Source organism: Pseudomonas sp. Q1-7 (assembly GCF_028010285.1).
Taxonomy (GTDB): domain Bacteria; phylum Pseudomonadota; class Gammaproteobacteria; order Pseudomonadales; family Pseudomonadaceae; genus Metapseudomonas.
The window spans coordinates 2,836,794-2,861,675 of the sequence record NZ_CP116304.1 but is presented as its reverse complement, the minus strand read 5'-3'; the positions used below and the strand labels follow the sequence as shown (position 1 = coordinate 2,861,675).

The window sequence follows — 24,882 nt, the reverse complement described above, 5'->3', positions numbered from 1 at the left end:
TCGATGCTGGATTTGACAGCGAGGGCGGAAATGAAATGTCGCTTCCTCCCCGCGAAACCCGTTTCGCTGAAGAGACCCAGGCCTCTCCCACCAGTTCCACCCGACCGAAACGCGCGTCGGCCTCCCGCGGGGTGATCTCCCGCGAGCAGCAGCGCCGCGACGATGCAGCCTGATCAGGCGTTGCGGTCCGCCAGGTAGTCACGCGCCTTGAGGCCGACGAAGCGGCGACCCGGGTTGTCGCCGGCAGCCCACTCTTCCGGGGTGAAGAGTTCGAACAAACCCACCTTCACCAGCGTCGGCACGGCCATTTCCAGCGCCCGTTCCACCTCGCCGCGCTCGCCGTGGTTATAACGTGCGACGTTCTGCAGCATGGCGGCCACGGTGCCGGTCTGCACCTTGCTGCCATCCTTCAGGGTCACGGCCGGCAGGTGCTCGCCGTCGGCCAGAATGCGGCCGTTGACGCTGGCCAATTCGGGGTTGTGCTGATAGTCGGTCATGGGTCTGCTCCTTGTCCGCGCGGACGTTGCGCCCCACCTAGATGGGGACGCAACGGCGGCAGACAAGGGCAGCCCCGCGCGTCAGGCGCTCTTCTGGAAGAGTTCGAGGCCCTTGTCCAGGTGCTGATCTACCAGCCACTTGCCGTGGGCGATGGAGGCCTGCTGGGCTTTGTCCAGTTCGGCGAGGAAGGCGTACTTCAACGGCAGGGCGATGCGGCGAGTGGTCTGGCCGTCAGGCGCCTCGATGTGGCAGCCGGCCGCCCAGGGCGTGGGAATGCCCGGATGCTCGAAGACGTCGGCGACAATGGTGTGGTTGCGGTGAACGCATTGCAGGGTACTCATGGGGTCTACCTCTTTGTTGAAGGCCCGGGGCCAGGTACACAGCAGGCCGCGCGGGCGTACTGGGAAGTTCAACGGAAGGTCGGCGCATGCCTTGCTCACCCCCCGGATATAGCACAGGCAGCAAGCCGGGACCTCTCACCTGACCGGGGGTACACCCTCGGCCTGGCGACGTCACCGCCGCCAGGCCGGTTCGCGATCACCTCTCACCGGTCAACGACGGTCGCGCCAGATGGTCTGCACATTGAGGAACTCGCGCAGGCCGAAATGCGACAGCTCGCGACCGTAGCCGCTCTTCTTCACGCCACCGATCGGTACGCGCGGGTCGGACGCGGTGAAACCGTTGATGAACACTGCGCCGCTGACGATGCGCCGGGCGAGTTTCTGCGCCCTCGCCAGGTCGGCGGACCACAGCGCGCCTCCCAGGCCGAACTCACTGTCGTTCGCCAGCTCCACGGCGTGCTCGGCATCGCGGGCTTTGATCAGCGCCGCCACCGGGCCGAAGATTTCCTTGCGGAATGCCGTCATGTCCGGGGTCACGTCCCCCAGGATCGTCGGGGCGTAGTAGTTGCCCTCGCCTTCCAGCTTGTGGCCGCCCAGCAGCAGGGTCGCCCCTTCAGCCAGGGTTGCCTGGACCTGGCCGTCCAATTCGTCGCGCAGGTCGAAGCGGGCCATGGGGCCGACATAAGTGGCGTCGGCCTGCGGGTCGCCCATCTGCAGGGCCTTGACCGCCGCCACGAAGCGCTCGGTGAAGGCATCGGCGATGGAGGCTTCGAGGATGATGCGCTTGGCGGCGATGCAGACCTGGCCGGCGTTGTTGAAGCGGCTGGCGACCGCGGCCTTCACGGCGGCGTCCAGGTCGGCGTCGGCCAGGACGATGAAGGGGTCGGAGCCACCCAGTTCCAGTACGCACTTCTTCAGCGCGGCACCGGCCTGGGAGGCGATGGCGGCGCCGGCACCGACGCTGCCGGTCACCGCCACCATGGCAATACGCGGGTCGGCGATGGCCACGGACACCAGCGGCGGCTCGACGTTGATCACCTCGAACACGCCTTCCGGCAGGCCGGCTTCGGCCCACGCGGCGCCCAGCAGGCGCGCGCAGCCCATGACGTTGGGCGCATGTTTCAACACATAGCTGTTGCCGCCGAAGATGATCGGCACCGCGCCGCGCATCACCTGCCACACCGGGAAGTTCCAGGGCATCACCGCCAGGACCGGGCCCAGCGGCAGGTAGGCGACCACGGCCTTGTCGTCCTCGACCAGGGTCGGCTCGTCGTCCAGCATCGCCGGACCGTGCTCGGCGTACCATTCGCAGAGCTTGGCGCACTTCTCGATCTCACCACGGGACTGGCTGATCGGCATCCCCATTTCCGTGGTGGTCATGCGCGCCATGGCCTCGGCGTTGGCCCGCAGGACCTTGGCCATGCGCAGCAGCACGGCGCCACGCTCGGCGACGCTGGCCTGGCTCCAGGCCTGGAAGCCGCGCTGGGCGGACGCCAGGCTGGCATCCAGGGTGGCGGCATCCTGATAGGGGTAGCGGGCGATTTCCTCGCCAGTGGCGGGGTTTCGGGAGATGGCGGCGGGCTGGGTCATATTGTCCTCGTCGTACGTGGGAGCCGCTGAGGCTCGCGATCAATCTGGCGGCGACGTTAAGCCAGGCACCTATTCACGTAAAACGAATAATCGAGAAGAAATTCTTCACGAAAAGAGAAAGCCAATCCCTGGCGGGAGGGTGGCGCCTTTCCATCCACCCGCAGCGCCCTCCAGGGCCCCGGAGGGGACTTCATCGACCACTGGCAGCGCACCGGGCCAAGCCCCGCTGTGCTCAGGCAGGTTGCAGTGCGAGGCGTCCCCGGCTCCGATGCCCGCGGGTCAGCGGCCAACTGTTGTGCCGGGCGCTCGGCGATTCTGTGGTCACCACATAGACCCGCTGTTCGTTGCCGTGACGCAGCAGCACGCACTGCAGCGACTTACCATCTTCCACGTCGAACCAGTGTGCCTCGCCGTCGACACTCATTTCCATGAAGCGGGCCACCCGCGCCAGCACCGTGGCCGGGCTGAAGCGCTCCCAACCCTCGGGTAGCGTACCGCCATCCAGCAGCCAGCCAGTGGCCGGGAGCTCGCCATGCTCCCGGCTGCGGCGCCCCCAGGGAATCCACACCACGCCGCGCTGCGGATCATGGATGGGCAAGGCCGCATCGGCGTCGGGGTAATTGATGAGTTGCCGGCTCCCTTCGGCGGTGTAAAGCCCACTGACTTCCACTGAATGGCACATGACTGCCTCCCCTCGCCGACAACGTCCACCGTTGCCCGCACTGCTGATTCAGGGCTGAGCGCTGACGCATCGCTACATTTACCGATGCCGCCTCCCGAGTTTCGTAACCGGGGAACAGGAGTCAAGACGCCACCATCGCGGCTTTGACAGGAGGGCCAGAGACGCGACGAAACGCAACCCTCGCAGACATTGGCGCCAGGCCGACGGCGCTCCGCGGAATATTTTCCCGCCGCCGTGTAACAGCCCGCCGATGCCTTCGTCTCCTATCCTGAAGGCGGGGACAACGTCCCCGGCGACCGGATCGCCCCGCCACCCTCGGGCAACTCGCCCTTACCGACCCAATGGAAACGGAGAGAACAACCATGAAAACCCCGACTGCCAGTGTCGTATCCGCAACCGGCCTCGCCCTGGCCCTGAGCACGGCCATTGGCCTTTCCATGGCGCCACTCGGTGCCCAGGCCGCCGAAAACGAGAAATGCTTCGGCGTCGCCATGAAGGGCAAGAACGACTGCGCCGCCGGCGCCGGCACCACCTGCGCGGGCACCGCGAAGATGGACTACCAGGGCAATGCGTGGAAATACGTCCCGGCCGGCACCTGCGAGAAGACCGCGTCCCCCACTTCGCCCACCGGCCATGGCCAGTTGCAGGAATTCAAGGAAGAGAAGAAAGGCTGAAGGCACGCCGGCGGGAGCACCCCCATGATCCATTCCCCGCGCCTTCGCGCTCCCGCCGGCCAGCTGCCGGCGCGGGCCGGCATCGGGCTCAAGTCCCAGCATCACCGGGACGTGCTCGACAGCCGTCCCGACCTCGGGTTCTTCGAGGTCCACGCCGAGAACTACATGGTGGAAGGCGGCCCCTTCCACCATTACCTGGGCGCCATTCGCGAGGCCTATCCGCTGTCCATCCACGGCGTGGGCCTGTCCATCGGCGCCGACCAGCCGCTGGACGAAGCCCACCTGAAACGCCTGGCCGCGCTGATCGCGCGCTATGAGCCGGCGTCCTTCTCCGAACACCTCGCCTGGTCCACCCACGGCGACCACTTTCTCAACGACCTGCTGCCCCTGGCCTACGACCAAACCAACCTGGCGCGGGTCTGCCGGCACATCGAGCAGGTGCAGGAACACCTGGGACGACGAATGCTGCTGGAGAACCCGGCCACCTACCTGGGCTTCGACGGCTCCAGCCTGGACGAAGCCGAGTTCATCTCCGAGGTGGTGAAACGCACCGGCTGCGGCCTGCTGCTGGACCTGAACAACGCCTACGTCACGTGCGTCAACCACAATCGCGACGTCCGCGCCTACCTGGCGGCGCTGCCCCTGCACGCGGTCGGGGAAATCCACCTGGCGGGGTTCGCCGAGGACCGCGACGCCGCTGGCGCGCGCCTGCTGATCGACCACCACGGCTCGGCAGTGGATGCCGCCGTCTGGGGGCTCTACGCCGAGACGCTGGAGCGCCTGGGGCCACTGCCGACGCTGATCGAGCGGGACAACGAGATTCCCTCACTGGCGACCCTGGTCCACGAAGCCGGGCACGCCGAAGCGCTGCTGCAGCGGGAGTCCGCGCCATGAATCGCAGCGATTTCGCCCGGGCCCTGCTCGATCCCGAGCGCCCCGCGCCCTCTGGCCTGCACGCATGGAATGGCTCCGACCCGGAACGGCGCTTCGCGGTGTACCGCAACAATGTGCTGGCGTCGCTGATCAATGCACTCGCCGAGACCTTTCCGGTAACGCGGCAACTGGTGGGCGATGCGTTCTTCGACGGCATGGCGCGCCTGTACGTGCGAGCGGAACCGCCGCGCTCGCCAGTGTTGGCGCTCTACGGTGAGGGCTTTGCCGATTTCATCGCTGCCTTCCCGCCAGCCGCCACGCTGCCCTACCTGGCCGACGTGGCCCGGCTGGAACGGGCGCGGGTCTGTGCCTATCACGCCGCCGACCTGCCGCCGCTGGACGGCAGTGCCCTGGCCGCCCGCCTTGCGGACCCGGACAGCCTGCCTGGCTTGCGCCTCGGGCTGCACCCTTCGGTGACGGTGATCGACTCCGACTTCGCCATCGTCTCGCTCTGGGCCGCGCATCAGGGCGTGCTGGAACTGGCCCGGGTGGACCCCGGCCTGCCTGAGTGCGCGCTGGTGCTGCGCAATGGCCTGGACGTGGAAGTCAGCCGGATCGGCCAGGGCGCCACGGCCTTCATCCGCGCCCTGGGCGCCGGCAGTGCCCTTGGTCCGGCGGCGGGCGCCGCGCTGACCCTCGACACCGACTTCGACCTCGGTTCCACCCTCGCGCGCCTGCTTGCGGGCGGCGCCATCACCTTCCACAGCGAGAGCCCGACACCATGAGTCCCACCCTGCAAATCCGCCACAGCCAACTGCCGCTGAAACTGGTCGCCCAGGCCATCGAACTGTGCAAGGGGATTCCCTACTCCCTGGTGGCCTTCGTCGCCCGCTTCTCCATTGCCGCGATCTTCTGGAAGTCCGGGCAGACCAAGGTGGAAGGCCTGGCCATCGACCTGGTGGAAGGCCGCTTCGAGCTGGGCATGCCACAGCTGTCCGCCTCGGCCATCCCCCTGTTCACCGATGAGTACAAGCTGCCCCTGCTCTCGCCGGAATTCGCCGCCTATGCCGCGGCCTTCGCCGAACACGCCTTCCCGCTGCTGATCCTGCTCGGCCTGGCGACGCGCTTCTCGGCCCTGGCCCTGCTGGGCATGACCCTGGTGATCCAGACCTTCGTCTACCCCGATGCCTACCCCACCCACGGCGTCTGGGCCGCCAGCCTGCTGTTGCTGGTCAGCCAGGGGCCGGGGGTGCTCTCCATCGATCACCTGATCGCCCGGCGCTACGGCTAGTCGCCATGGTCCGCCGCGCCCGTGAGGCCGGGCGCGGCGACAGGTGATCAACCGAGGAAGTCGGTGCCGCCCTTCACACCGCCTACCGAAGCCGATTGTGCGACCTCGCCCGTCACTGGCAGACTGCCGCCCTGCGCCGCCGCCCATCGTCTTCGGAACCTATGCAAGCCTTCACTCATCGCCAACTGCTCCTGGCCAGCTGGGCCATCGTCATCCTCGGCCTCCTGCTGGTGTTGCCGTTCCGTCTCCTGCCTTCGCTGCTGTCGGGCCTGCTGGTCTACGAGCTGGTGATCACCCTGGCGCCGCGCCTGCAGCCGGTGATCCCGGGCGGCCGCCGGGCGCGCTGGCTGGCGGTGGCGTTGCTGGGCACCCTGGTGGTGAGCCTGCTGTCGCTGTTCTTCGTGTGGATCACCGGCGTGGTCATGCAGGAAGTGCACAACCCCGGGCAGTTGCTGGAGAAGTTCATCGTCCTCACCGAACAGGCGCGCGCACAGTTGCCGGCCTCGGTGGAGAACTACCTGCCGGAAAACGCCGATGAACTGCGCCGCGAACTGATGGATTGGCTGCGCGCCCATGTCGGCCAGTTACAACTGCTGGGCAAGGGCGCCGCGCACACCTTCGTGACCATGCTGATTGGCATGATCCTCGGCGCCATCATTGCGCTGCAGCCGATCCCCAATTTCGAGACCCTCAAGCCCCTCAGCCGCCTGCTGCTGGAACGCCTGGCCCTGTTGGTGACCGCCTTCCGCAACATTGTCTTCGCACAGATCAAGATTTCCCTGCTCAACACCACGCTCACCGGCATTTTCCTCGCCGTGGTGCTGCCGCTGCTGGACATTCACCTGCCGCTGACCAAGGTGTTGATCCTGCTGACCTTCATCCTTGGCCTGCTGCCGGTGATCGGCAACCTGATGTCCAACACCCTGATCTTCATCGCCGGCTTCTCAGTCTCCCTCTGGGTGGCAGTGGTGGCGCTCGGCTACCTGATCACCATCCACAAGCTGGAATACTTCCTCAACGCCCGCATCGTCGGCGGCCAGATCAGCGCCAAGGCCTGGGAACTGCTGCTGGCCATGCTGGCCTTCGAAGCGGTGTTCGGCCTGCAGGGCCTGGTGGCCGCCCCCATCTACTACGCCTACCTGAAGAGCGAACTGAAGCACGCGGAACTGGTGTAGGGATACCCGCCGGCGCCCCGTGGCGCCGTGGAAGAAGCGGAAGGATGGGTAACTGCCCACTCATCGGTCAGGAATCCACCCAGGCGCACCATGAACGTGACTCCAACGCTGTGACGGCCATCTCAAACCGATAATGGCTCAATGCCATACGGATTGGCGACCCTCACGGAGCATTCATGGATCAGACGCCCCAACACGTAGCCCAGAGCGAAATTGCCCTGCTGGCCAATATCCTGGCCCTCACCACCCGCAACATGACGGCCATCACCACGCTGCTGGCGCAGGTCAGCGCCCACCTGGCCAACTCCACTGACAGCAACCTGCAGGCGGCCTCCGCCGGCCTGCTGGACAAGGTCACCGGGCTCGGCCAGGACCTCGAACTGCAGTGGGACCTGATCCAGTCGCTGGATCGCTTCTGCCCGCTGCTCGCCCGTACACCCCCGGCGCGGACCTCGCTGGTCACCGAAATCAACATCAGCCAATTGCCCTCCGGCCATTGATGGCTTGACTTTTGCTTGGCGATCCTCTAGGGTCGCCTCCGTTAGTACCAAGTTGTAAGTCAATCCGGCCTCCGATCCCCGCCGCTCCTGCTGGAGCAGCCCCACAAGGGGACCCGGCCACCCCCGCTGATTCACCGACCACCCGCCCGCCACCCGGCGACGCAGTAAAGCTGTCATGAACCCGCGGTAGATTGACCAGGACTGCCAGCCAGGCCAGACCCTTGCCCGGCGCAGCACCTGGCATCCCATGTACCAGCTGCCAGAGCCAGATTCCCATTGGGGAACCCAGTGCCGGCACCCTTGCTCCGATAAGGATCATTCGACCAGGGCACCTTGCCCGGCGGATTCGGAGCCATTGTCTGGCGGCCGATTGGCCGCAATACGAAGGAAGCAACACGATGACTATCCATCATCAAGCCCAAGCTGCAATCAGCACCCTGACCCGCGCATTTGCGCCGTTCACCTGCCATATCACCGCCGCTCGCAACGGCAACTTCAGCTTCACTGTCGTCAACGAGTTCGGTGTCGCCCGCTACAGCGAGCGCCTGTACCCGGAGCACTATGGCGACGCCGACCACCTGCAGAATGTGATCGACCGGACGCACAAGGCCCTGACCTGCTGATGAGACAGCCCCCCGTGAAAAGCCCCGCCGATGCGGTAATGCTGTTCACATAAGCATTTGAGCTGCAGCCGAGGCTCCCCGAGAATCCGATGCCAGACCTCTGGCATCGGATTTTTTATGTCCTTTCAACAGCAGTTGCTCGACCTGGGCGAGTTGTTCAACTTCTCCGACTTGAGCACTTTCACCCAAAACATCCCGATCGAGTGGGTGGCGTCGGCGCTGGACCTTTCTGCCCAGGCCACCATCCGCCGCCGGCGCCTGCCCAGTGATCAGGTGCTCTGGCTGGTGCTCGGCATGGCCTTGTTCCGCGACGAGCCGGTCCATGAGGTGGCGCGGCGCCTGAACATCTGCGCCCAGGGTCTGGCCTCCGGCCACCTGCTGGCCAGAAGCGGGGTCACCGAGGCACGCAAACGGCTGGGGGCCGATCCGGTTGAATGGCTGTTTCGCCAGACGGGTCAGCAATGGGGGTGTGAGCGCTATGACGGCGATAGCTGGCAGGGCCTGCAGGTGTTGGCGGTGGATGGTGCACTGCTGCGCACCCCGGATACACCCGAACTGCGGGAGCATTTCGGCTCTGGCAATACCGCCACTGACCGTCAGACGCCGTTCCCCATGCTGCGGCTCGTGGCCCTGATGAATGTGCGCTCGCACTTGATTCTGGATGCCCAGCTGAGCCCATACCGGCGCAGTGAAATGCGCTTGGCCGATGCCTTTGTGCAGCAGATTCCCGACCATTCGGTGACCTTGTTCGACAAGGGGTTCTGGAGCGCCGATTTGCTGTTGGGGTTGAACAAGGGCGGTGACCACCGACATTGGTTGATCCCGGCCCGCCAGGGCCTGGTCAGCGAGGAAGTGACGCGTTATGGCAAAGGGGATCGCCTGTTGCGCATGAAGGTGTCGCCCCAGGCGCGAAACCGTAACCCGAACCTACCCACGCACTGGGAGGTGCGCGAGGTCAGCTACGAAGTCCAGGGCAAGGTAAAAACCGTTCTGACCTCGCTGCCGGCCGAGCGCTACAGCGCCAAGGCGGTCGCCACACTGTACCGGGAGCGCTGGGAGATCGAACTGGGTTTCCGGAACATCAAGAGTTCCCTGCAGCAGAATGCGGTGACCCTGCGCAGCAAGGTCAAGGCGTTGGTCTACCAGGAGGTCTGGGGATTGTTGCTGGCCTACAACATCATCCGCCGTGAGGCCGGTCAGGCGGCAGTCGCCTTCGGCCGCTCACCCGCCGACATCCGCTTCAAGCCGGTGGCTCACTATATCGCCGTGCAATTGATCGTGATGGCGGCGGCCAACCCGATTTCGGCCACGGGCCGTCGCCTGTCGGAGTTGCGAGCCGGTATTGGCGGACTGTTTCTGGATCACCGCCCCAAGCCATCAAGACCCAGGACGGTAAAGATTTCCAAGACCCGCTACCCGGTGGACCGCAAGGCTGCTCCGCTTAAGTGAACAGCATTACGCCGATGCGGGGCTTTTTCATTCCTGACGCGGTGTGCAGCCCCTCGCGTCCTGACCCGCAAGCGACAGCCCGTTACCTAAGCGCGACGGACCGGGCATAATTCGCCCCTTCCAATCGCCAGCCCTGCGTCCACATGCGAATTCACGTCACCTTCATCGACCGCGTCGGCATCACCCAGGAGGTCCTGGCCCTGCTCGGCGGCCGCAACCTCAACCTGGACGCGGTGGAAATGGTGCCACCCAACGTCTACATCGACGCCCCGACACTCAGCCCCGAGGTGCTCGACGAGCTCCGCGAGGCCCTGCATGCCGTGCACGGCGTGCAGGAAGTGACGGTGGTGGACATCCTCCCCGGCCAGCGCCGGCGCCTGCAGCTGGATGCGTTGCTGGCGGCGATGAGCGATCCAGTCCTGGCGGTGGATAGCGATGGCCGCGTCCTGCTCGCCAACCCGGCACTGATCGCCCTTTACGGCGACGAGCCGGAAGGCTGGTCGCTGGCCCGGCTGTTCGGCGATGACAGCCTGCACCACACGCTGCTGCAGCAGGGTTTCCGCCTGCCGCTGCGGGAAATCACCCTCAAGGGCCAGACGCTGCTGCTGGACGCCGTCCCCATCACCGAAGGCGACCACCTGACGGGCGCCCTGCTCACCCTCTACCCACCGAACCGCATCGGTGAACGCCTCTCCGCGCTGCACCACGATCACGCCGCCGAAGGCTTCGATGCGCTGCTCGGGGATTCGGCCCCCATGGCCACCCTCAAGGCCCGCGCCCAGCGCGTAGCGTCCCTGGATGCGCCACTGCTGATCCGCGGTGAAACCGGCACCGGCAAGGAACTGGTGGCGCGCGCCTGCCACGCCGCCAGCACGCGCCGCAACCAGCCCTTCCTCGCCCTGAACTGCGCCGCGCTGCCGGAGAACCTGGCCGAGAGCGAGCTGTTCGGCTACGCCCCAGGCGCCTTCACCGGCGCCCAGCGTGGCGGCAAGCCGGGCCTGCTGGAACTGGCCCACCAGGGCACGGTATTCCTCGACGAAATCGGCGAAATGTCGCCCTACCTGCAGGCCAAGCTGCTGCGCTTCCTCAGCGACGGCAGCTTCCGCCGGGTCGGCGGCGACCGCGAGATCAAGGTAGACGTGCGCATCCTCAGCGCCACCCACCGCGACCTGGAGAAGATGGTCGGCGAAGGCACCTTCCGCGAAGACCTCTTCTATCGCCTCAATGTGCTCAACCTGGAAGTGCCGCCCCTGCGCGAGCGCGGCCAGGACATCCTCCTGCTGGCCCGCTTCTTCATGCAGCAGGCCTGCACCCAGATCCAGCGACCGCCCTGCCGCCTGGCCCCCGGCACCTTCCAGGCCCTGCTCGGCAACCGCTGGCCGGGCAATGTGCGCCAGCTGCAGAACGTGGTCTTCCGCGCTGCCGCCATCTGCGAGAGCAGCCTGGTGGAGATCGGCGACCTGGATATCGCCGGCACCGCCGTGGCGCGGGAAAGCGACGGCGAGGTGAACAGCCTCGAAGAAGCGGTGGAGAACTTCGAGCGGGCGCTGCTGGAAAAGCTGTTCGTCACCTACCCCTCGACCCGCCAACTCGCCGCGCGCCTGCAGACGTCCCACACAGCCATTGCCCACCGGCTGCGCAAGTACGGCATTCCGGGGAAAAGCTGATCCTGTTTCTGGATTAAATGCTCAACTATTTGATTTAAATCGATATACATACTCGTCCCGTAGGATGGGTAGAGCCTGCGAAACCCATCGCCTCCATCTCCAGACAGCATGGGTTTCGCTTCGCTCTACCCATCCTACGGTCTCACTTCTCACCTTTTACGCGATAAAATGCGTGTAACTTGCTGATTTTAAATAAAACGATCCGCAGCACTCTACGCACCGTATCGAAATCACTACAGCGTAACGATTCCGTAACGAACACCTGCAGCCCGCGCCACACCTAGCTCAACTAACGACTCACCATCACCCCCGCCACACTCCGTAGCGATTTCGCTACACAAAACCTTACGTAATTTCTGTCGAAATACGTCCAAGCTCCCGTTTTCAAAGGCTTTCACGCTCCTGGCACTCCCCTTGCTAAAAGGGCGGGCAACAGCGCGCGGCCATGACCGCGTGCGGGGCCAAGCGTCTGGCAGAAGAAACAGGCGCGTCATACGAGTTGAGGACCAAGAATGAGCGAATTGCGTTTCACCGCCGACCACGAGTGGCTGCGCCTTGAACAAGACGGTCGCGTGACCGTCGGTATTACCGAGTACGCGCAGGATGCGCTGGGCGACGTGGTCTTCGTCCAGCTCCCGGAGCTGCAGGCCTACGCCAAGGGCGAGGAAGTCGCGGTGCTGGAATCGGTGAAGGCTGCCAGCAACATCGTCATGCCGCTGGACGGCGAAGTGGTGGAAATCAACCCGCAACTGGTGGATAGCCCCGAACTGGTCAACGAATCCCCCCTCGACAAGGGCTGGTTCTTCCGCATGCAGCTGGCCGACTCCAGCGTCCTCGACGGCCTCCTCGACCAGGCCGGCTACGAAAACCTGCTGAAAGCCAACGGCTGAGGAACGTCCATGAGCATCGAAACCCCGGCCCTGGCCACCACCAACGAATTCATCGCCCGCCATATCGGCCCGCGCGAAGCCGACATCCAGGCCATGCTGCAACTGCTCGGCCTCGATGATCTCGAAGCCCTGACCGCCAGCGTCATTCCCGCCAGCATCAAGGGCACCAGCGTGCTCGACCTGCCGGCCGGCCAGGGCGAGGCCGAAGCCCTCGCCGCGATCAAGGCCATCGCCGCCAAGAACCAGCTGTTCAAGAGCCATATCGGCCAGGGCTACTACCCCTGCCACACCCCCAGCCCGATCCTGCGCAACCTGCTGGAAAACCCCGCCTGGTACACCGCCTACACCCCCTACCAGCCGGAAATCTCCCAGGGCCGCCTGGAAGCCCTGCTGAACTTCCAGACCCTGGTCAGCGACCTCTCCGGCCTGCCGGTGGCCAACGCCTCGCTGCTCGACGAAGGCACCGCCGCCGCCGAGGCCATGACCTTCTGCAAGCGCCTGTCGAAGAACAAGGCCAGCAACGCCTTCTTCGCCTCCCGGCACTGCCACCCGCAGACCCTCGACGTGCTGCGCACCCGCGCCGAGCCCCTGGGAATCGAGGTGGTGATCGGCGACGAGCGCGAGATCGGCGATGCCAGCGCCTACTTCGGCGCCCTGCTGCAGTACCCGGCCGCCGACGGCGACATCTTCGACTACCGCGCACTGGTGGAGCGCTTGCACGCCGCCAACGCCCTGGTGGCCGTGGCCGCCGACCTGCTGGCCCTGACCCTGCTGACCCCGCCCGGCGAGTTCGGCGCCGACGTCGCCCTCGGCAGCGCCCAGCGCTTCGGCGTGCCGCTGGGCTTCGGCGGCCCGCACGCGGCCTACTTCGCCACCCGCGACAGCTTCAAGCGCGACATGCCCGGCCGCCTGGTCGGCGTCTCCATCGACCGCCACGGCCAGCCGGCCCTGCGCCTGGCGATGCAGACCCGCGAGCAGCACATCCGCCGCGAGAAGGCCACCAGCAACATCTGCACCGCCCAGGTGCTGCTGGCCAACATCGCCAGCATGTACGCCGTCTACCACGGTCCGCAGGGCCTGACCCGCATCGCCCGTCGCGTGCACCAGCTGACCGCGATCCTGGCCGACGGCCTGGCCCAGCTCGGCGTCAGCGTCGAGCAGCAGCACTTCTTCGACACCCTGACCCTGGCCACCGGCGAGCAGACCGCCGAGCGGCACGGTAAGGCCCGCGCCCAGCGCATCAACCTGCGGGAAGTGGACGCCAACCGCCTCGGCCTGTCCCTCGACGAAACCACCACCCAGGCCGACGTCGAGGCCCTCTGGGCGATCTTCGCCAACGGCCAGGCCCTGCCGGACTTCGCCGCCCTCGCCGCGTCCGTCGCCAGCCGCCTGCCGGCCGCCCTGCTGCGCCAGAGCGCGATCCTCAGCCACCCGGTGTTCAACCGCTACCACTCGGAAACCGAGCTGATGCGCTACCTGCGCAAGCTCGCCGACAAGGACCTGGCGCTGGACCGCAGCATGATCCCGCTGGGCTCCTGCACCATGAAGCTGAACGCCGCCAGCGAGATGATCCCGGTGACCTGGGCCGAGTTCGGCGCCCTGCACCCCTTCGCCCCCGCCGAGCAGAGCGCCGGCTACCAGGAACTGACCACCGAACTGGAAGCCATGCTCTGCCAGGCCACCGGCTATGACGCCGTGTCCCTGCAGCCCAACGCCGGCTCCCAGGGCGAGTACGCCGGCCTGCTGGCGATCCGCGCCTACCACCAGAGCCGGGGCGACGACCAGCGCGACATCTGCCTGATCCCGCAATCGGCCCACGGCACCAACCCGGCCACCGCCAGCATGGTCGGCATGCGCGTGGTGGTGACCGCCTGCGATGCCCGCGGCAACGTCGACATCGCCGACCTCAAGGCCAAGGCCGAGGAGCACAAGGACCGCCTCGCCGCGATCATGATCACCTACCCCTCCACCCACGGCGTGTTCGAGGAAGGCATCCGCGAGATCTGCGAGATCATCCACGCCAACGGCGGCCAGGTGTACATCGACGGCGCCAACATGAACGCCATGGTCGGCCTCTGCGCCCCGGGCCAGTTCGGCGGCGACGTGTCCCACCTGAACCTGCACAAGACCTTCTGCATCCCCCACGGCGGTGGCGGCCCGGGCGTCGGCCCGATCGGCGTGAAGGCCCACCTGGCACCCTTCCTCCCCGGCCACGCGCAGATGGCGCGCAAGGACGGCGCGGTCAGCGCCGCGCCCTTCGGCAGCGCCAGCATCCTGCCGATCACCTGGATGTACATCCGCATGATGGGCGGCGACGGCCTGCGCCGCGCCACCCAGCTGGCGATCCTCAACGCCAACTACATCGCCCGCCGCCTGGAAGAGCACTACCCGGTGCTCTACAGCGGCGCCGATGGCCTGGTGGCCCACGAGTGCATCCTCGACCTGCGCCCGCTCAAGGAAACCAGCGGCATCAGCGTCGACGACGTCGCCAAGCGCCTGATCGACTACGGCTTCCACGCGCCGACCATGTCCTTCCCGGTGCCCGGCACCCTGATGATCGAGCCCACCGAGAGCGAGTCGAAGGAAGAGCTGGACCGCTTCTGCGACGCCATGATCCGCATCCGCGAGGAAATCCGCGCGGTGGAAAGCGGCGAACTGGACCGGGACGACAACCCGCTGAAGAACGCCCCGCACACCGCGCAGGAGCTGGTCGGCGAGTGGCCCCACCGCTACAGCCGCGAACTCGCCGTGTACCCCACCGCCAGCCTGGTGGACGGCAAGTACTGGCCGCCGGTGGGCCGCGTCGACAACGTCTACGGCGACCGCAACCTGGTCTGCGCCTGCCCGTCCATCGAGGCCTACCAGGACGCCTGACCCGACCGTCCGTGGGAGCGAATTCATTCGCGAATGAATTTGCTCCCGCAGGTCGAGACTCACCATTGACGCGCGGCGGTCGGGCCCTCGGTCCCGATCCGTCGAGCTGTCTACGCTGACTAATAAGAAACGCCGAGCACACGCTCAGGAGCGCGACATGTCCCTCAGTGTCTTCGACCTGTTCAAGATTGGCATCGGCCCCTCCAGCTCCCACACCGTAGGCCCGATGCGCGCCGCCGCGCGCTTCGTCGATGGCCTGCGCCGGGAAGGTCTGCTGGCCGACACCCACAGCCTGAAGGTGGAGCTCTACGGCTCCCTCGGCGCCACCGGCAAGGGCCACGGCAGCGACAAGGCCGTGTTGCTCGGCCTGGAAGGCGAGCAGCCGGACACCGTGGATACCGAAGGCGTGGATGAACGCCTGGCGGCCATCCGCCAGCGCGGCGAACTGCGCCTGGGCGGCGAGAAGCCGATCCACTTCGTGGAAAAGGAACACCTGGCGATGATCAGGAAGCCCTTGCCCTACCACCCCAACGGCATGATCTTCCGCGCCTTCGACGACGCCGGCATCCAGATCCGTTCCCGCGAGTACTACTCGGTGGGCGGCGGCTTTGTGGTGGATGAGGAAGCCGCCGGCCTCGACCGCATCGTCGAAGACCGCACGCCGTTGCCCTACCCCTTCAAGACGGCCAAGGAAATGCTCGCCCACTGCACCGCCAGCGGCCTCGCCATCAGCGACTTGATGCGCGAGAACGAAAAGGCCTGGCGCCGTCCCGAGGACACCAGCGCTGGCCTGATGAAGATCTGGCAAGTGATGCAGGACTGCGTGAAGACCGGCTGCCGCAAGGAAGGCATCATGCCCGGCGGACTCAAGGTCAAGCGCCGCGCCGCCGCCCTCTACCGCCAGCTCAGCGAGCGCCCGGAGGCCGCCCTCAAGGACAGCCTCAGCGTGCTCGACTGGGTCAACCTCTACGCCCTGGCGGTGAACGAGGAGAACGCCACCGGCGGCCGCGTGGTCACCGCGCCCACCAATGGCGCGGCGGGCATCGTCCCGGCGGTGCTGCACTACTACAGTCGCTTCGTGCCCGGCGCCAACGACGACGGCGTCGAGCGCTTCCTGCTCACCGCCGCCGCCATCGGCATCCTCTACAAGGAAAACGCCTCCATTTCCGGCGCCGAAGTCGGCTGCCAGGGCGAAGTCGGCGTGGCCTGCTCCATGGCCGCCGGCGCCCTCTGCGAAGTCCTCGGTGGCACCCCGCAGCAGGTGGAGAACGCCGCCGAGATCGGCATGGAGCACAACCTCGGCCTGACCTGCGACCCGGTCGGCGGGCTGGTCCAGGTGCCCTGCATCGAGCGCAACGCCATGGGCTCGGTAAAGGCCATCAACGCTGCGCGCATGGCCCTGCGCGGCGACGGCCAGCACTTCATTTCCCTCGACAAGGTCATCCGCACCATGCGCCAGACCGGTGCCGATATGAAGAGCAAATACAAGGAAACCGCCCGCGGCGGCCTCGCCGTGAACATCATCGAATGCTGAAGAAGCACCCTCTCCCCAGCCCTCTCCCGGAAGCAGGAGAGGGGCCGAGGGTGAGGGATGCCTCGCCCCGTACCGAATTTGACTGGAGCCCTACATGACCGACCTCGCCCAAACCCCGCTGCACGCCCTGCACCTCGAACTCGGCGCCCGCATGGTGCCCTTCGCCGGCTACGCCATGCCGGTGCAGTACCCCCTCGGCGTGCTCAAGGAGCACCTGCACACCCGCGAGCAGGCCGGCCTGTTCGACGTCTCCCACATGGGCCAGATCCTCCTGCGTGGCGAGCATGCCGCCCGCGCCCTGGAAAGCCTGGTGCCGGTGGACATCCTCGACCTGCCGGTGGGCACCCAGCGCTACGCGCTGTTCACCGACGACAACGGCGGCATCCTCGACGACCTGATGGTCGCCCGCCTGGCCGAAGACCAGTTGTTCCTGGTGGTCAACGCCGCCTGCAAGGAACAGGACCTGGCCCACCTCCGGCAGCACCTCGGCGAGCAGTGCGCGATCGAGTCGCTGTTCGAGTCCCGCGCGCTGCTCGCCCTGCAGGGTCCCGCCGCCGTCGAAGTGCTCGGCCGCCTGGCGCCGGAAGTGCAGAAGATGACCTTCATGCAGTTCGGCAGCGTGCGCCTGGAAGGCGTCGAATGCTTCGTCAGCCGCTCCGGCTACACCGGCGAAGACGGCTACGAGATCTCCGTGCCCGCGGCCCAGGCCGAGGCCCTGGCGCGCACCCTGCTGGCCCAGCCGGAAGTCCAGCCGATCGGCCTCGGCGCCCGCGACTCGCTGCGCCTGGAAGCCGGCCTGTGCCTCTACGGCCACGACATGAGCAGCGCCACCACCCCCATCGAGGCCAGCCTGGCCTGGGCCATCTCCAAGGCCCGCCGCGCCGACGGCGTGCGCGCCGGCAACTTCCCCGGCGCCGGGCGCCTCTTCGCCCAGCAGCGCGACGGCGTCGCCGAGAAGCGCGTCGGCCTGCTGCCCCAGGAGCGCGTGCCGGTGCGCGAAGGCGCGGAAATCGTCGACGCCGCGGGCGCGGTGATCGGCCGCGTGTCCAGCGGCGGCTTCGGCCCCAGCCTGGGCGCGCCGGTGGCCATGGGTTACCTGGCCGCCGAGCAGGCCGCCCTGGACACCGAGGTCTGGGCCCTGGTGCGCGGCAAGCGCGTGGCGATGAAAGTCGCCAAGACCCCCTTCGTGCCGCAGCGCTACTACCGCGGCTGAACCCGAGTCCCTCGACTGCCCCGCCACGGCGGGGCCTTAACAGGGTGAAGGAGAAATCCTTCACCCTTTTTCTTAAGCGCCGGACTGATTACGAGCCGGCATCCGGAGGGTGCGTCGTGCGCACCGGTAACTCTGTTTTTTGCCGACACCCTGCGCACCAACGAACCCTTCGCGATACGTCGAAACGGCTCGCTGCGCGCCCCTTCGCGAATGAATTCGCTCCTACAAGAAACGCCGCCAAATTATTGAAAAACAAAGATTCTTGAGCTTCATCATCGCGACATGAACCCGTCATCAATCGGTCATCCGCCGCAGGCAGATTCTCTGCTCCACTTTCCTGGGGAGGACCTCCGATGAACCACAAGAAGAACCTGTTCAAGCCCCTGGCCGCCGCCCTGCTGGCCGCCACCCTCGGTGCCTGCGCCATGCAGGCTCCGGCTCCAGCCAAGCCGGCGGCCCTGGACAATGAAGACTGGTATCAGATCCGCACCGAGAAGGAGTTGTTCCTCTTCGACGACTACGCCACTTACCGTGAATTCGTGAAAAGCGGCTCCGCCCCCGTCAAACAGAGCACTGGCGCGAAGGACGGCTTCGGCCGCGACATCGCCCTGGTACTGAAGGCCGCCGACCAGGGCAAGAACCCCGACACCCTCTCCGCCAAGCGCTTCCTCGACGTCAGCCTGCCGCCGGCCCAGCCGTTCTACGGCGAACTGCGCGACGAAGACGGCGTCATCTACGTGTTCAGCCGTTACGGCGACATGATGGACATGTACAAGATCGGCGAACCCACCTTCAGCTACGTCGACATCGGTGGCGGTCCGGAAGGTCAGCGCGTGGTCTACGTACTGGGCAAGGAAGAACCCAAGCCGGTCAAACAGATCGCCCTGTTCCACGACAAGTACAAGTAACCCCCCGACGGCGGCCGGACTCGCCCTTCTTCCGGTCGCCGCCCTCTCGCGAAACCGCTCTACCGCCCGCCCTCCGTTCGCTGCCGCCCGTCTTCGCGAAATATTTTGCAACATTCGGTGGCGCGCCTAGAGCCAGAAGCCACTGGCCAGCATATGCGGCAAATTATTGTCATTCCGCCAATTGCGCTCGCCAAGTGAGAAGTCTTTAGTCGACTTATTGGCGCATTGGCCGCGCGAGCCGATCCACTGGCGGCCTGCACCTTCGTGCGAACGGATGGGGAAAATCAGCCCTGGAGCACTGCATCCACGGGCGGGCCGTTCACACGAGTTCGCGAAGGGGAGGTGGAGCACATCCATGAAAGGCAAAGACTCGCAACAACCGGAGAACAAGAAAGACAGGTTGGATAACGAAACCCGACGGGATTTCCTCAAGCTGTCGGCCCTGGCGGCCGCGACGCCCGCCCTGTTGAAGGCCCCCAGTAGCGAGGCGGCGATTCCGACTGCCAGTCCGGCGACCCAACCCTGGGTGATGCGACTGCCGAACCAGATCGTGCCAGCAGCCAGCGTGCCCTACCTGAACCCCGCGCCTACCGAGTTCGCCAACGTGACGGGCGGCGAAGCCGGGCGCGGGCGCCATCAGCACTGGGCGCGATTCCGCCCCGGAGCCGAGTACTACGAGTTGCGGGCACAGGAATACGACTGGGTGTTCAACCCCTCCTATCCGAAGCAGAAGGTCTGGACCTATCGAGCCGCCAATACACCCACCGATGAGTTCAGCGCCACGGTGATGGCCCATTACGGGACGCCGATGCTCTGTCGCATCCATAACGACCTGCCGGCCAACCACACCGGCTTCGGCACCCCTGAAATCTCCACCCACCTGCACAACATGCATTGCGGCTCGGAAAGCGATGGTTTCCCCGGCGACTACTACAGCGCCACCAAGGCAGGCCCCAATCTCACAGCCCCCGGCAAGTTCAGAGACCAGCTGTACCCCAATGCCTACGCCGGATTCAACACCCCGCCCAACAGCCCGGGCGATTACCGCGAGGCGCTGGGCACGCTCTTCTACCACGACCACACCCTGGACTTCACGGCGCCCAACCTGTACCGGGGCCTGGCCGGTTTCTACTTCCTCTACGACCACCTGGACTCTGGCGACGAAGGCGACGCGACGCCGGGCGCACTGCGGCTGCCCAGCCATCCTTACGACTACCCGTTGAATTTCGCCGACCGTCTGTTCGACGCCGCGGGCCGGCTCTATTACGACCAGGTGAACCCCGAAGGCGTGCTGGGGGACAAGGTCCTGGTGAACGGCATGATCGAGCCGGTGCTGAGGGTGGCCGCGCGCCGCTATCGGTTCCGCCTGCTGAACACCGGGCCGAGCCGCTTCTACGACTTCGCCCTGGTGAACCCCAACAACATCAAGCAGAAATTCACCTACATCGCCAACGACGGCAACCTGCTCCCCCACCCCATCCTGAACATGCAGAACATCACCCTGGGCGTGGCCGAGCGGGCGGATATCGTCGTGGATTTCTCCAAGTACCTGGTAGGAACCACCCTCTACCTGGTCAACCGGATGGAGCAGATCGAGACGCGACTACCGCGACGCGCCAGGGACCCGGGTGTGCGGGTACTGAAGATCCTGGTGGACCGCTGGCCCTCCGCCCAGGACCTGAGCCTGGTCCCGGCCGACCTGCGTCCGCTGCCTCCCCTGGACCCGGCGGAAGTGGCTGCCGCGCCAGTGCGCCGTTTCGTCTTCGAGCGCCGGCAGAACATGTGGGCCATCAACGGCGAGTTCGTCAATGTCTACGCGCCGCGATTCAAGGTACCCAAGGGGCGCGGCGAGATCTGGGAGCTGATCAACATAGACGACGGCTGGTCCCACCCCATTCATATCCACCTGGAGGAAGGGCGCATCCTGTCGCGCCAGCGCAACGGCAAACAACTGCCCATTCCAGCCCACGAGCAGGGGCGCAAGGACGTGTATGTCATCAATGAAAAAGAGACCGTCCGCATCTTCATCCGCTTCAGGGACTACGGGGGCAAGTATGTGATGCATTGCCACAACCTGATCCACGAAGACCACGCGATGATGCTGCGTTTCGATGTCGAATAGACGCCGGGAGGAACTCCAGATGAACACTCGCAGATACCTCATCGGCGGACTTGGCGTGGGGATGCTGGGATTGCTGGCCCACGGCGCCCTGAGCGGGCGACAGGCGCCCAAGGTGAGCGGCCCCGGCACCCTCGACCTGCCGAACACGCCCCTGTTCAATCAGGACGGACGCCGGTTTGCCTTCTATGACGACCTGGTGCGCGGAAAGGTGGTGGTCCTCAACATGATGTACACCAACTGCGGCGCAACCTGCCCCACCTCGATCGCCAATCTCCGTGGTGTGCAACGGATGCTCGGCGACCGCCTGGGCCGTGACGTCTTCATGTATTCCCTGACGCTACAACCTGAGCTGGATCAGCCCAGGCACCTGCGGGAGTACATCGAGCGCTACCGGCTCGGACCGAACTGGGACTTCTTCACCGGCGACCCGCAGGACATGTACGCACTGCGCTATGCGCTGGGCTTCTATGACATCGAACCGGAAGTGGACGCCAATCAGTTCACCCACACCGGCATGGTTCGGGTTGGCAATGAGCCCATCAATCGCTGGACCATGGTTCCCTCCCTGACAGCCCCGGAGCACATCCTGTACACCATCAACCATGTGGATCCGCGCGTGTCGCTCACCGGCCATCAGCAACCCGTCTGACGAACGCAGCCTCCGGGCCATCCCGGAGGCTGCCCGCAAGGCCGTGGTGTATGATGCGCGCCTCCGGCCCGCCCAGGGCCAAGCCCGAAACGAGCAGAACAGCATGACCAGCCAAGACCACGACCCGGCCGACGCCCAGCCGCAGGAAACCCCGTCCGCCGAAAACGTTCCCGCCAAGCCGACGAAGCAGAACATCCCCTGGCATCAGACGCTCAAGGGCCACGACCGCGGCCAACGGCTCCATCCGCCGCCCCGTGGCTCCCGTCGCTCCATGGGCAAGCGCTGACCGCCCACGCAATCCAGCCCCGCCCCAGGCGACCCCATTCGCAGGCCGGATCCCACGCCCGGCCTGCAGCCTCCTGCCCGAGAAGACTCCCACCTGCCCAGCCCCGTCCGGCCCGGATCTGACTAACCGGTGAGGTTCATCAGGCATACACATCTAATAAATCGATTATAACAATTTACGGAAAAGGCCTTTCAACATTCCACAACAACGACCCAATTGATCGCCTAACATATTGTTTTTATTAGCATCCATACAACTATCATCGGCGTCGATGGTAACCATCACGCAGCATCACTTCTTCATCGAAATCACATCCGTAAGATGGGCCCCGTAGACGAATTCCAACCCCCTCTAACCAAGGTGACCAAAATGAAAAAGCAAATCCTCGCCAGCCTGTTCATCGCCAGCCTGTCCGCTTCCGCTTTCGCACTGTCCGTTGCCGAGGGTGGCGCTGACCGCACCAGCATCCACCGCGTTGCCGAAGGTGGCTCCGACCGTACCAACGCCTTCCGCGTCGCCGAGAACGGTTCCGAGCGCTCCCAGTCGCTGCGCGTGGCTGAAGGCGGCTCTGACCGCACCAAGGCCTTCGATGTCGCCGAAAACGGTTCCGAGCGTTCCCAGTCCCTGCGCGTGGCTGAAGGCGGCTCCGATCGCACCAAGGCCTTCGACGTCGCCGAGAACGGTTCCGAGCGTTCCCAGTCCCTGCGCGTAGCCGAAGGTGGCTCCGACCGCACCAAGGCCTTCGATGTTGCTGAAAACGGTTCCGAGCGCTCCCAGTCCCTGCGTGTAGCCGAAGGCGGTGCCGATCGTACTGGCGCCAACCGCATCAGCTGATTCCCGGAGCAGTTCAGAGGCAGGCAATCCATGACGTATGCACCTCGAAAGGCAGAAGGCGCCACTTGTGGCGCCTTCTTTCTTTTTGGGGCAGGCAAAACCGATGGCCTGTGGGAGCGATTTCAATCGCGAAGGCGAACTGCAGGTTTGCCACCAGAAGGTACAGGGGCCAGCGGCGCTGACCGATCGCGAATGAATTCGCTCCTACTTCACCAGGCTCAGGCGCTTGTCGGTGAACACGCAGATCACCCCCGCCTCGTTGTACATCACCTGATGATTGAAATCGCAGTAGGCCGCCGCCACGCTCAGCGGCAATGCCTGGTTGATTGCCTTGCCCGCCTTGAACCAGGACAACTGGCCGGGCTTGCACAGCTTGGCCTCGGCATCGGTGCTGTACGTGCAAAGCACTGCCTGGTCGATGGGCTCGTCTTTCAGGCAGCCCGCCAGCGGCAGGGCCACGAGGCCGACGAGCGCGAGTTTCTTCAGAGGGGACATGGATAGCTCCGTAGTGGGACGATCCGCCGAATGCGCGGACCCGAGGCCTTTGATCCATAGGCCCGTGCCGGGTTCCGCGCAGGATCAGGTATAGCCGGTATAGAGCAACATCCCCCAGGCCATCAGGAAGATCGCCGCCAGCCCGACCAGGTAATAGCCGCCCGCCAGCAACAGTGTGAACGCCACTGGCCGGTGCGACGCGTGGAGTAGGGGGAATACCGAAATCGCCGGCACCAGGAACATCCCGACGGTACTCAGGCTGGAATTGAACAGCCAATGGATCTGGAAGAACTCGTGGAGCAGTTGAGCCAGGAAGATGAACAGTACCGGCGACCACACCGGCGCGATCAACACGAGCCCCTCCACGGGGTCTCGGAAGGAATGCTTCTGCTCGCTCTGAACGCTCATTTCGCCCCCCTGTGAGGTGGCTCGCGGTTCGACAGCCGCGCTTGTTGAGAGGCTAGCCAAGCCGCCCGGCGGCGCAAGCCCGCGCCGGGCTCAACCGACATGCTGCCATGGGAAGGTTCCAGCCGGCACAAGGTCTATAGTCGATGGAGGTCTTTTCCGTCGAACGCCCCACCGGAGGCCCCACATGGACACCAGCCATCACTCCCTCAGCGCCCTCTTCGACCAACTCGGCCTGCCTTCCGACAAGAGCGGTATAGAGGGCTTCGTCGCAAACCACCGGCTGGCGGTGGGCCAGGCCTTGCCCGACGCCCCCTTCTGGAACACCGCCCAATCCGCCTTCCTGCGCGATGCCCTGCTGGACGATTCCGATTGGGCGGAGGAAGCCGACGAGCTGGCGGTGCTCCTGAGCAAATAAAAAAAGGCGGCCACCTGGGCCGCCTTTTTCACGCCTGGAGATCAGAACTCCTGGACGGCGGGACGCAATACCACTTCGTTGATGTCCACATCGGCCGGTTGTTCGATGGCGTAGGCGATGGCACGCGCCACGGAGTCGGACGGAATGGCCATCTTGTAGAACTCGCCCACCACCCGGCTGCTTTCCTCGTGGGAGCTGCCGTGCTTCAACTCGGACTCCACCGCGCCAGGGGAAATCACCGTGGTGCGGATGGCACCGCCGATTTCGTGGCGCAGGCCTTCGCTGATGGCGCGCACCGCGAACTTGGTAGCGCTGTAGACGGTACCGCCCGGGCTGAACACTTTGATGCCGGCCACGGACGCGACATTGATGAAATGCCCGCTGCCTTGCCTGCGGAACAGTGGCAGAGCCGCCGCCACGCCGTGGAGTACGCCCATGACGTTGATATCGAACATGCGCGACCACTCATCGACCTTGACCTCTTCCATGGGAGCGATGGCCATCAGTCCGGCGTTGTTCACCAGCACATCGACGCGGCCGAAGCGCTGCACCGCACCGTCCATCAGTGCGGCCACCTGCTGCGCGGAGGTGACGTCGGTGGCGATCGCCAGGGCTTCACCGCCAGCCGCTTCGATCTCGGCGACCAGGCCTTGCAGGCGATCCACCCGGCGCGCACCCAGTACGACCTTGGCGCCGAGCGACGCCAGATGCCGGGCGGTGGCTTCGCCCAGACCGCTGCTGGCACCCGTGATTACTACAACCTTGGTGGAAATGTTGTTGCTCATGTGGGCACTCCCAGGTAGTCCGGAATCGGGATGAATCCGGTAGCTGGGCGCCAGTATCGGAAAGCCTTTACCACCAAGGAATGGAATAGTTAGGATTTTGAAATTC

General features: G+C 65.5%; 27 protein-coding genes. 20 read left to right on the top strand and 7 right to left on the bottom strand.

Translation table 11 applies throughout. The annotated features are described in order from the left end of the window. Positions 1-35: 35 nt before the first annotated feature. On the top strand, positions 36-173 hold the full coding sequence (locus tag PJW05_RS13120) for a hypothetical protein (protein WP_271412130.1): 138 nt from the start codon (positions 36-38) through the stop codon (positions 171-173). Here PJW05_RS13120 and PJW05_RS13115 read toward each other — a convergent pair whose 3' ends face one another. From PJW05_RS13115 to PJW05_RS13100, 4 genes are all read right to left on the bottom strand, one after another. Continuing rightward, complete coding sequence (locus tag PJW05_RS13115) at positions 174-497, bottom strand: DUF7709 family protein (RefSeq protein WP_271412129.1); 324 nt, start codon at positions 495-497, stop codon at positions 174-176. Between the two features lie 81 nt (positions 498-578). Beyond that, complete coding sequence (locus PJW05_RS13110; RefSeq protein ID WP_271412128.1) at positions 579-839, bottom strand: hypothetical protein; 261 nt, start codon at positions 837-839, stop codon at positions 579-581. Between the two features lie 210 nt (positions 840-1,049). Continuing rightward, complete coding sequence (locus tag PJW05_RS13105; protein ID WP_271412127.1) at positions 1,050-2,429, bottom strand: aldehyde dehydrogenase family protein; 1,380 nt, start codon at positions 2,427-2,429, stop codon at positions 1,050-1,052. A 232-nt stretch (positions 2,430-2,661) separates the two neighbouring features. After that, the gene (locus tag PJW05_RS13100) at positions 2,662-3,111 is read right to left on the bottom strand and encodes a hypothetical protein (protein WP_271412126.1); all 450 of its coding nucleotides are present in this window, start codon (positions 3,109-3,111) and stop codon (positions 2,662-2,664) included. 362 nt (positions 3,112-3,473) lie between these two features. Between PJW05_RS13100 and PJW05_RS13095 the strand changes: the two genes are divergently transcribed. From PJW05_RS13095 to PJW05_RS13010, 18 genes are all read left to right on the top strand, one after another. Next, positions 3,474-3,785, top strand: a complete 312-nt coding sequence (locus tag PJW05_RS13095) for a BufA1 family periplasmic bufferin-type metallophore (protein WP_271412125.1) — start codon at positions 3,474-3,476, stop codon at positions 3,783-3,785. Positions 3,786-3,809: 24 nt separating this feature from the next. After that, the gene (gene bufB, locus PJW05_RS13090; RefSeq protein ID WP_271412124.1) at positions 3,810-4,679 is read left to right on the top strand and encodes an MNIO family bufferin maturase; all 870 of its coding nucleotides are present in this window, start codon (positions 3,810-3,812) and stop codon (positions 4,677-4,679) included. Next, positions 4,676-5,443: an HvfC/BufC N-terminal domain-containing protein gene (locus tag PJW05_RS13085; RefSeq protein WP_271412123.1), complete on the top strand. Its 768-nt coding sequence runs from the start codon at positions 4,676-4,678 to the stop codon at positions 5,441-5,443. The genes bufB and PJW05_RS13085 overlap by 4 nt, the downstream gene beginning before the upstream one ends. Further along, positions 5,440-5,949: a DoxX family protein gene (locus PJW05_RS13080; RefSeq protein ID WP_271412122.1), complete on the top strand. Its 510-nt coding sequence runs from the start codon at positions 5,440-5,442 to the stop codon at positions 5,947-5,949. The genes PJW05_RS13085 and PJW05_RS13080 overlap by 4 nt, the downstream gene beginning before the upstream one ends. Positions 5,950-6,110: 161 nt before the next feature. Next, positions 6,111-7,124 (top strand): AI-2E family transporter, encoded by a 1,014-nt coding sequence (locus PJW05_RS13075; protein ID WP_271412121.1) that lies wholly within the window; start codon positions 6,111-6,113, stop codon positions 7,122-7,124. A gap of 176 nt (positions 7,125-7,300) precedes the next feature. After that, on the top strand, positions 7,301-7,624 hold the full coding sequence (locus PJW05_RS13070; protein ID WP_271412120.1) for a hypothetical protein: 324 nt from the start codon (positions 7,301-7,303) through the stop codon (positions 7,622-7,624). A 398-nt stretch (positions 7,625-8,022) separates the two neighbouring features. Next, on the top strand, positions 8,023-8,247 hold the full coding sequence (locus PJW05_RS13065) for a hypothetical protein (protein ID WP_271412119.1): 225 nt from the start codon (positions 8,023-8,025) through the stop codon (positions 8,245-8,247). A 117-nt stretch (positions 8,248-8,364) separates the two neighbouring features. Further along, positions 8,365-9,696, top strand: a complete 1,332-nt coding sequence (locus tag PJW05_RS13060) for an IS4 family transposase (RefSeq protein WP_271410199.1) — start codon at positions 8,365-8,367, stop codon at positions 9,694-9,696. A 143-nt stretch (positions 9,697-9,839) separates the two neighbouring features. After that, entirely contained in the window at positions 9,840-11,363 is a 1,524-nt protein-coding gene (locus tag PJW05_RS13055) for a sigma-54-dependent transcriptional regulator (RefSeq protein WP_271412118.1), read from the top strand. 512 nt (positions 11,364-11,875) lie between these two features. Continuing rightward, entirely contained in the window at positions 11,876-12,253 is a 378-nt protein-coding gene (gene gcvH, locus PJW05_RS13050) for a glycine cleavage system protein GcvH (RefSeq protein WP_271412117.1), read from the top strand. Positions 12,254-12,262: 9 nt separating this feature from the next. After that, positions 12,263-15,127: an aminomethyl-transferring glycine dehydrogenase gene (gene gcvP, locus PJW05_RS13045; protein ID WP_271412116.1), complete on the top strand. Its 2,865-nt coding sequence runs from the start codon at positions 12,263-12,265 to the stop codon at positions 15,125-15,127. 157 nt (positions 15,128-15,284) lie between these two features. Further along, positions 15,285-16,661 carry an L-serine ammonia-lyase gene (locus PJW05_RS13040; RefSeq protein WP_271412115.1) on the top strand — a complete coding sequence of 459 codons (1,377 nt, stop codon included), beginning with the start codon at positions 15,285-15,287 and terminating at the stop codon, positions 16,659-16,661. 94 nt (positions 16,662-16,755) lie between these two features. Continuing rightward, positions 16,756-17,874, top strand: a complete 1,119-nt coding sequence (gene gcvT, locus PJW05_RS13035; protein ID WP_271412114.1) for a glycine cleavage system aminomethyltransferase GcvT — start codon at positions 16,756-16,758, stop codon at positions 17,872-17,874. Between the two features lie 353 nt (positions 17,875-18,227). Continuing rightward, the gene (locus PJW05_RS13030) at positions 18,228-18,782 is read left to right on the top strand and encodes a hypothetical protein (protein ID WP_271412113.1); all 555 of its coding nucleotides are present in this window, start codon (positions 18,228-18,230) and stop codon (positions 18,780-18,782) included. Positions 18,783-19,137: 355 nt separating this feature from the next. Beyond that, a complete protein-coding gene (locus PJW05_RS13025) occupies positions 19,138-20,904 on the top strand; it encodes a multicopper oxidase family protein (RefSeq protein WP_271412112.1) in 1,767 nt (588 codons plus the stop codon). A 19-nt stretch (positions 20,905-20,923) separates the two neighbouring features. Then, positions 20,924-21,553 (top strand): SCO family protein, encoded by a 630-nt coding sequence (locus PJW05_RS13020; protein WP_271412111.1) that lies wholly within the window; start codon positions 20,924-20,926, stop codon positions 21,551-21,553. Positions 21,554-21,656: 103 nt separating this feature from the next. Next, positions 21,657-21,839: a hypothetical protein gene (locus PJW05_RS13015; protein ID WP_271412110.1), complete on the top strand. Its 183-nt coding sequence runs from the start codon at positions 21,657-21,659 to the stop codon at positions 21,837-21,839. A gap of 369 nt (positions 21,840-22,208) precedes the next feature. Further along, positions 22,209-22,673, top strand: coding sequence for a hypothetical protein (locus tag PJW05_RS13010; RefSeq protein ID WP_271412109.1), 465 nt, complete (start codon positions 22,209-22,211; stop codon positions 22,671-22,673). Positions 22,674-22,877: 204 nt separating this feature from the next. Here the strand turns inward: PJW05_RS13010 and PJW05_RS13005 are convergent, their stop codons facing one another. Continuing rightward, the gene (locus PJW05_RS13005) at positions 22,878-23,168 is read right to left on the bottom strand and encodes a hypothetical protein (protein ID WP_271412108.1); all 291 of its coding nucleotides are present in this window, start codon (positions 23,166-23,168) and stop codon (positions 22,878-22,880) included. Positions 23,169-23,252: 84 nt separating this feature from the next. Then, complete coding sequence (locus PJW05_RS13000) at positions 23,253-23,576, bottom strand: hypothetical protein (protein ID WP_271412107.1); 324 nt, start codon at positions 23,574-23,576, stop codon at positions 23,253-23,255. 184 nt (positions 23,577-23,760) lie between these two features. Between PJW05_RS13000 and PJW05_RS12995 the strand changes: the two genes are divergently transcribed. Further along, positions 23,761-23,991: a DUF2789 domain-containing protein gene (locus PJW05_RS12995; protein WP_271412106.1), complete on the top strand. Its 231-nt coding sequence runs from the start codon at positions 23,761-23,763 to the stop codon at positions 23,989-23,991. A gap of 41 nt (positions 23,992-24,032) precedes the next feature. Here PJW05_RS12995 and PJW05_RS12990 read toward each other — a convergent pair whose 3' ends face one another. After that, positions 24,033-24,776: an SDR family oxidoreductase gene (locus tag PJW05_RS12990; protein ID WP_271412105.1), complete on the bottom strand. Its 744-nt coding sequence runs from the start codon at positions 24,774-24,776 to the stop codon at positions 24,033-24,035. Between the last annotated feature and the right edge of the window lie 106 nt (positions 24,777-24,882).

Coding starts and splice junctions, on each gene's coding strand:
- PJW05_RS13015 (WP_271412110.1), top strand. CDS start 21,657: ATGACCAGCCAAGACCACGACCCGGCCGACGCCCAGCCGCAGGAAACC.
- bufB (WP_271412124.1), top strand. CDS start 3,810: ATGATCCATTCCCCGCGCCTTCGCGCTCCCGCCGGCCAGCTGCCGGCG.
- PJW05_RS13065 (WP_271412119.1), top strand. CDS start 8,023: ATGACTATCCATCATCAAGCCCAAGCTGCAATCAGCACCCTGACCCGC.
- PJW05_RS13070 (WP_271412120.1), top strand. CDS start 7,301: ATGGATCAGACGCCCCAACACGTAGCCCAGAGCGAAATTGCCCTGCTG.
- PJW05_RS13110 (WP_271412128.1), bottom strand. CDS start 839: ATGAGTACCCTGCAATGCGTTCACCGCAACCACACCATTGTCGCCGAC.
- PJW05_RS13080 (WP_271412122.1), top strand. CDS start 5,440: ATGAGTCCCACCCTGCAAATCCGCCACAGCCAACTGCCGCTGAAACTG.
- PJW05_RS13010 (WP_271412109.1), top strand. CDS start 22,209: ATGAAAAAGCAAATCCTCGCCAGCCTGTTCATCGCCAGCCTGTCCGCT.
- PJW05_RS13000 (WP_271412107.1), bottom strand. CDS start 23,576: ATGAGCGTTCAGAGCGAGCAGAAGCATTCCTTCCGAGACCCCGTGGAG.
- PJW05_RS13120 (WP_271412130.1), top strand. CDS start 36: ATGTCGCTTCCTCCCCGCGAAACCCGTTTCGCTGAAGAGACCCAGGCC.
- PJW05_RS13100 (WP_271412126.1), bottom strand. CDS start 3,111: ATGTGCCATTCAGTGGAAGTCAGTGGGCTTTACACCGCCGAAGGGAGC.
- gcvT (WP_271412114.1), top strand. CDS start 16,756: ATGACCGACCTCGCCCAAACCCCGCTGCACGCCCTGCACCTCGAACTC.
- PJW05_RS13105 (WP_271412127.1), bottom strand. CDS start 2,429: ATGACCCAGCCCGCCGCCATCTCCCGAAACCCCGCCACTGGCGAGGAA.
- PJW05_RS13025 (WP_271412112.1), top strand. CDS start 19,138: ATGAAAGGCAAAGACTCGCAACAACCGGAGAACAAGAAAGACAGGTTG.
- PJW05_RS13055 (WP_271412118.1), top strand. CDS start 9,840: ATGCGAATTCACGTCACCTTCATCGACCGCGTCGGCATCACCCAGGAG.
- PJW05_RS13040 (WP_271412115.1), top strand. CDS start 15,285: ATGTCCCTCAGTGTCTTCGACCTGTTCAAGATTGGCATCGGCCCCTCC.
- PJW05_RS13115 (WP_271412129.1), bottom strand. CDS start 497: ATGACCGACTATCAGCACAACCCCGAATTGGCCAGCGTCAACGGCCGC.
- PJW05_RS13020 (WP_271412111.1), top strand. CDS start 20,924: ATGAACACTCGCAGATACCTCATCGGCGGACTTGGCGTGGGGATGCTG.
- PJW05_RS13085 (WP_271412123.1), top strand. CDS start 4,676: ATGAATCGCAGCGATTTCGCCCGGGCCCTGCTCGATCCCGAGCGCCCC.
- gcvP (WP_271412116.1), top strand. CDS start 12,263: ATGAGCATCGAAACCCCGGCCCTGGCCACCACCAACGAATTCATCGCC.
- PJW05_RS13095 (WP_271412125.1), top strand. CDS start 3,474: ATGAAAACCCCGACTGCCAGTGTCGTATCCGCAACCGGCCTCGCCCTG.
- gcvH (WP_271412117.1), top strand. CDS start 11,876: ATGAGCGAATTGCGTTTCACCGCCGACCACGAGTGGCTGCGCCTTGAA.
- PJW05_RS12995 (WP_271412106.1), top strand. CDS start 23,761: ATGGACACCAGCCATCACTCCCTCAGCGCCCTCTTCGACCAACTCGGC.
- PJW05_RS12990 (WP_271412105.1), bottom strand. CDS start 24,776: ATGAGCAACAACATTTCCACCAAGGTTGTAGTAATCACGGGTGCCAGC.
- PJW05_RS13030 (WP_271412113.1), top strand. CDS start 18,228: ATGAACCACAAGAAGAACCTGTTCAAGCCCCTGGCCGCCGCCCTGCTG.
- PJW05_RS13005 (WP_271412108.1), bottom strand. CDS start 23,168: ATGTCCCCTCTGAAGAAACTCGCGCTCGTCGGCCTCGTGGCCCTGCCG.
- PJW05_RS13075 (WP_271412121.1), top strand. CDS start 6,111: ATGCAAGCCTTCACTCATCGCCAACTGCTCCTGGCCAGCTGGGCCATC.
- PJW05_RS13060 (WP_271410199.1), top strand. CDS start 8,365: ATGTCCTTTCAACAGCAGTTGCTCGACCTGGGCGAGTTGTTCAACTTC.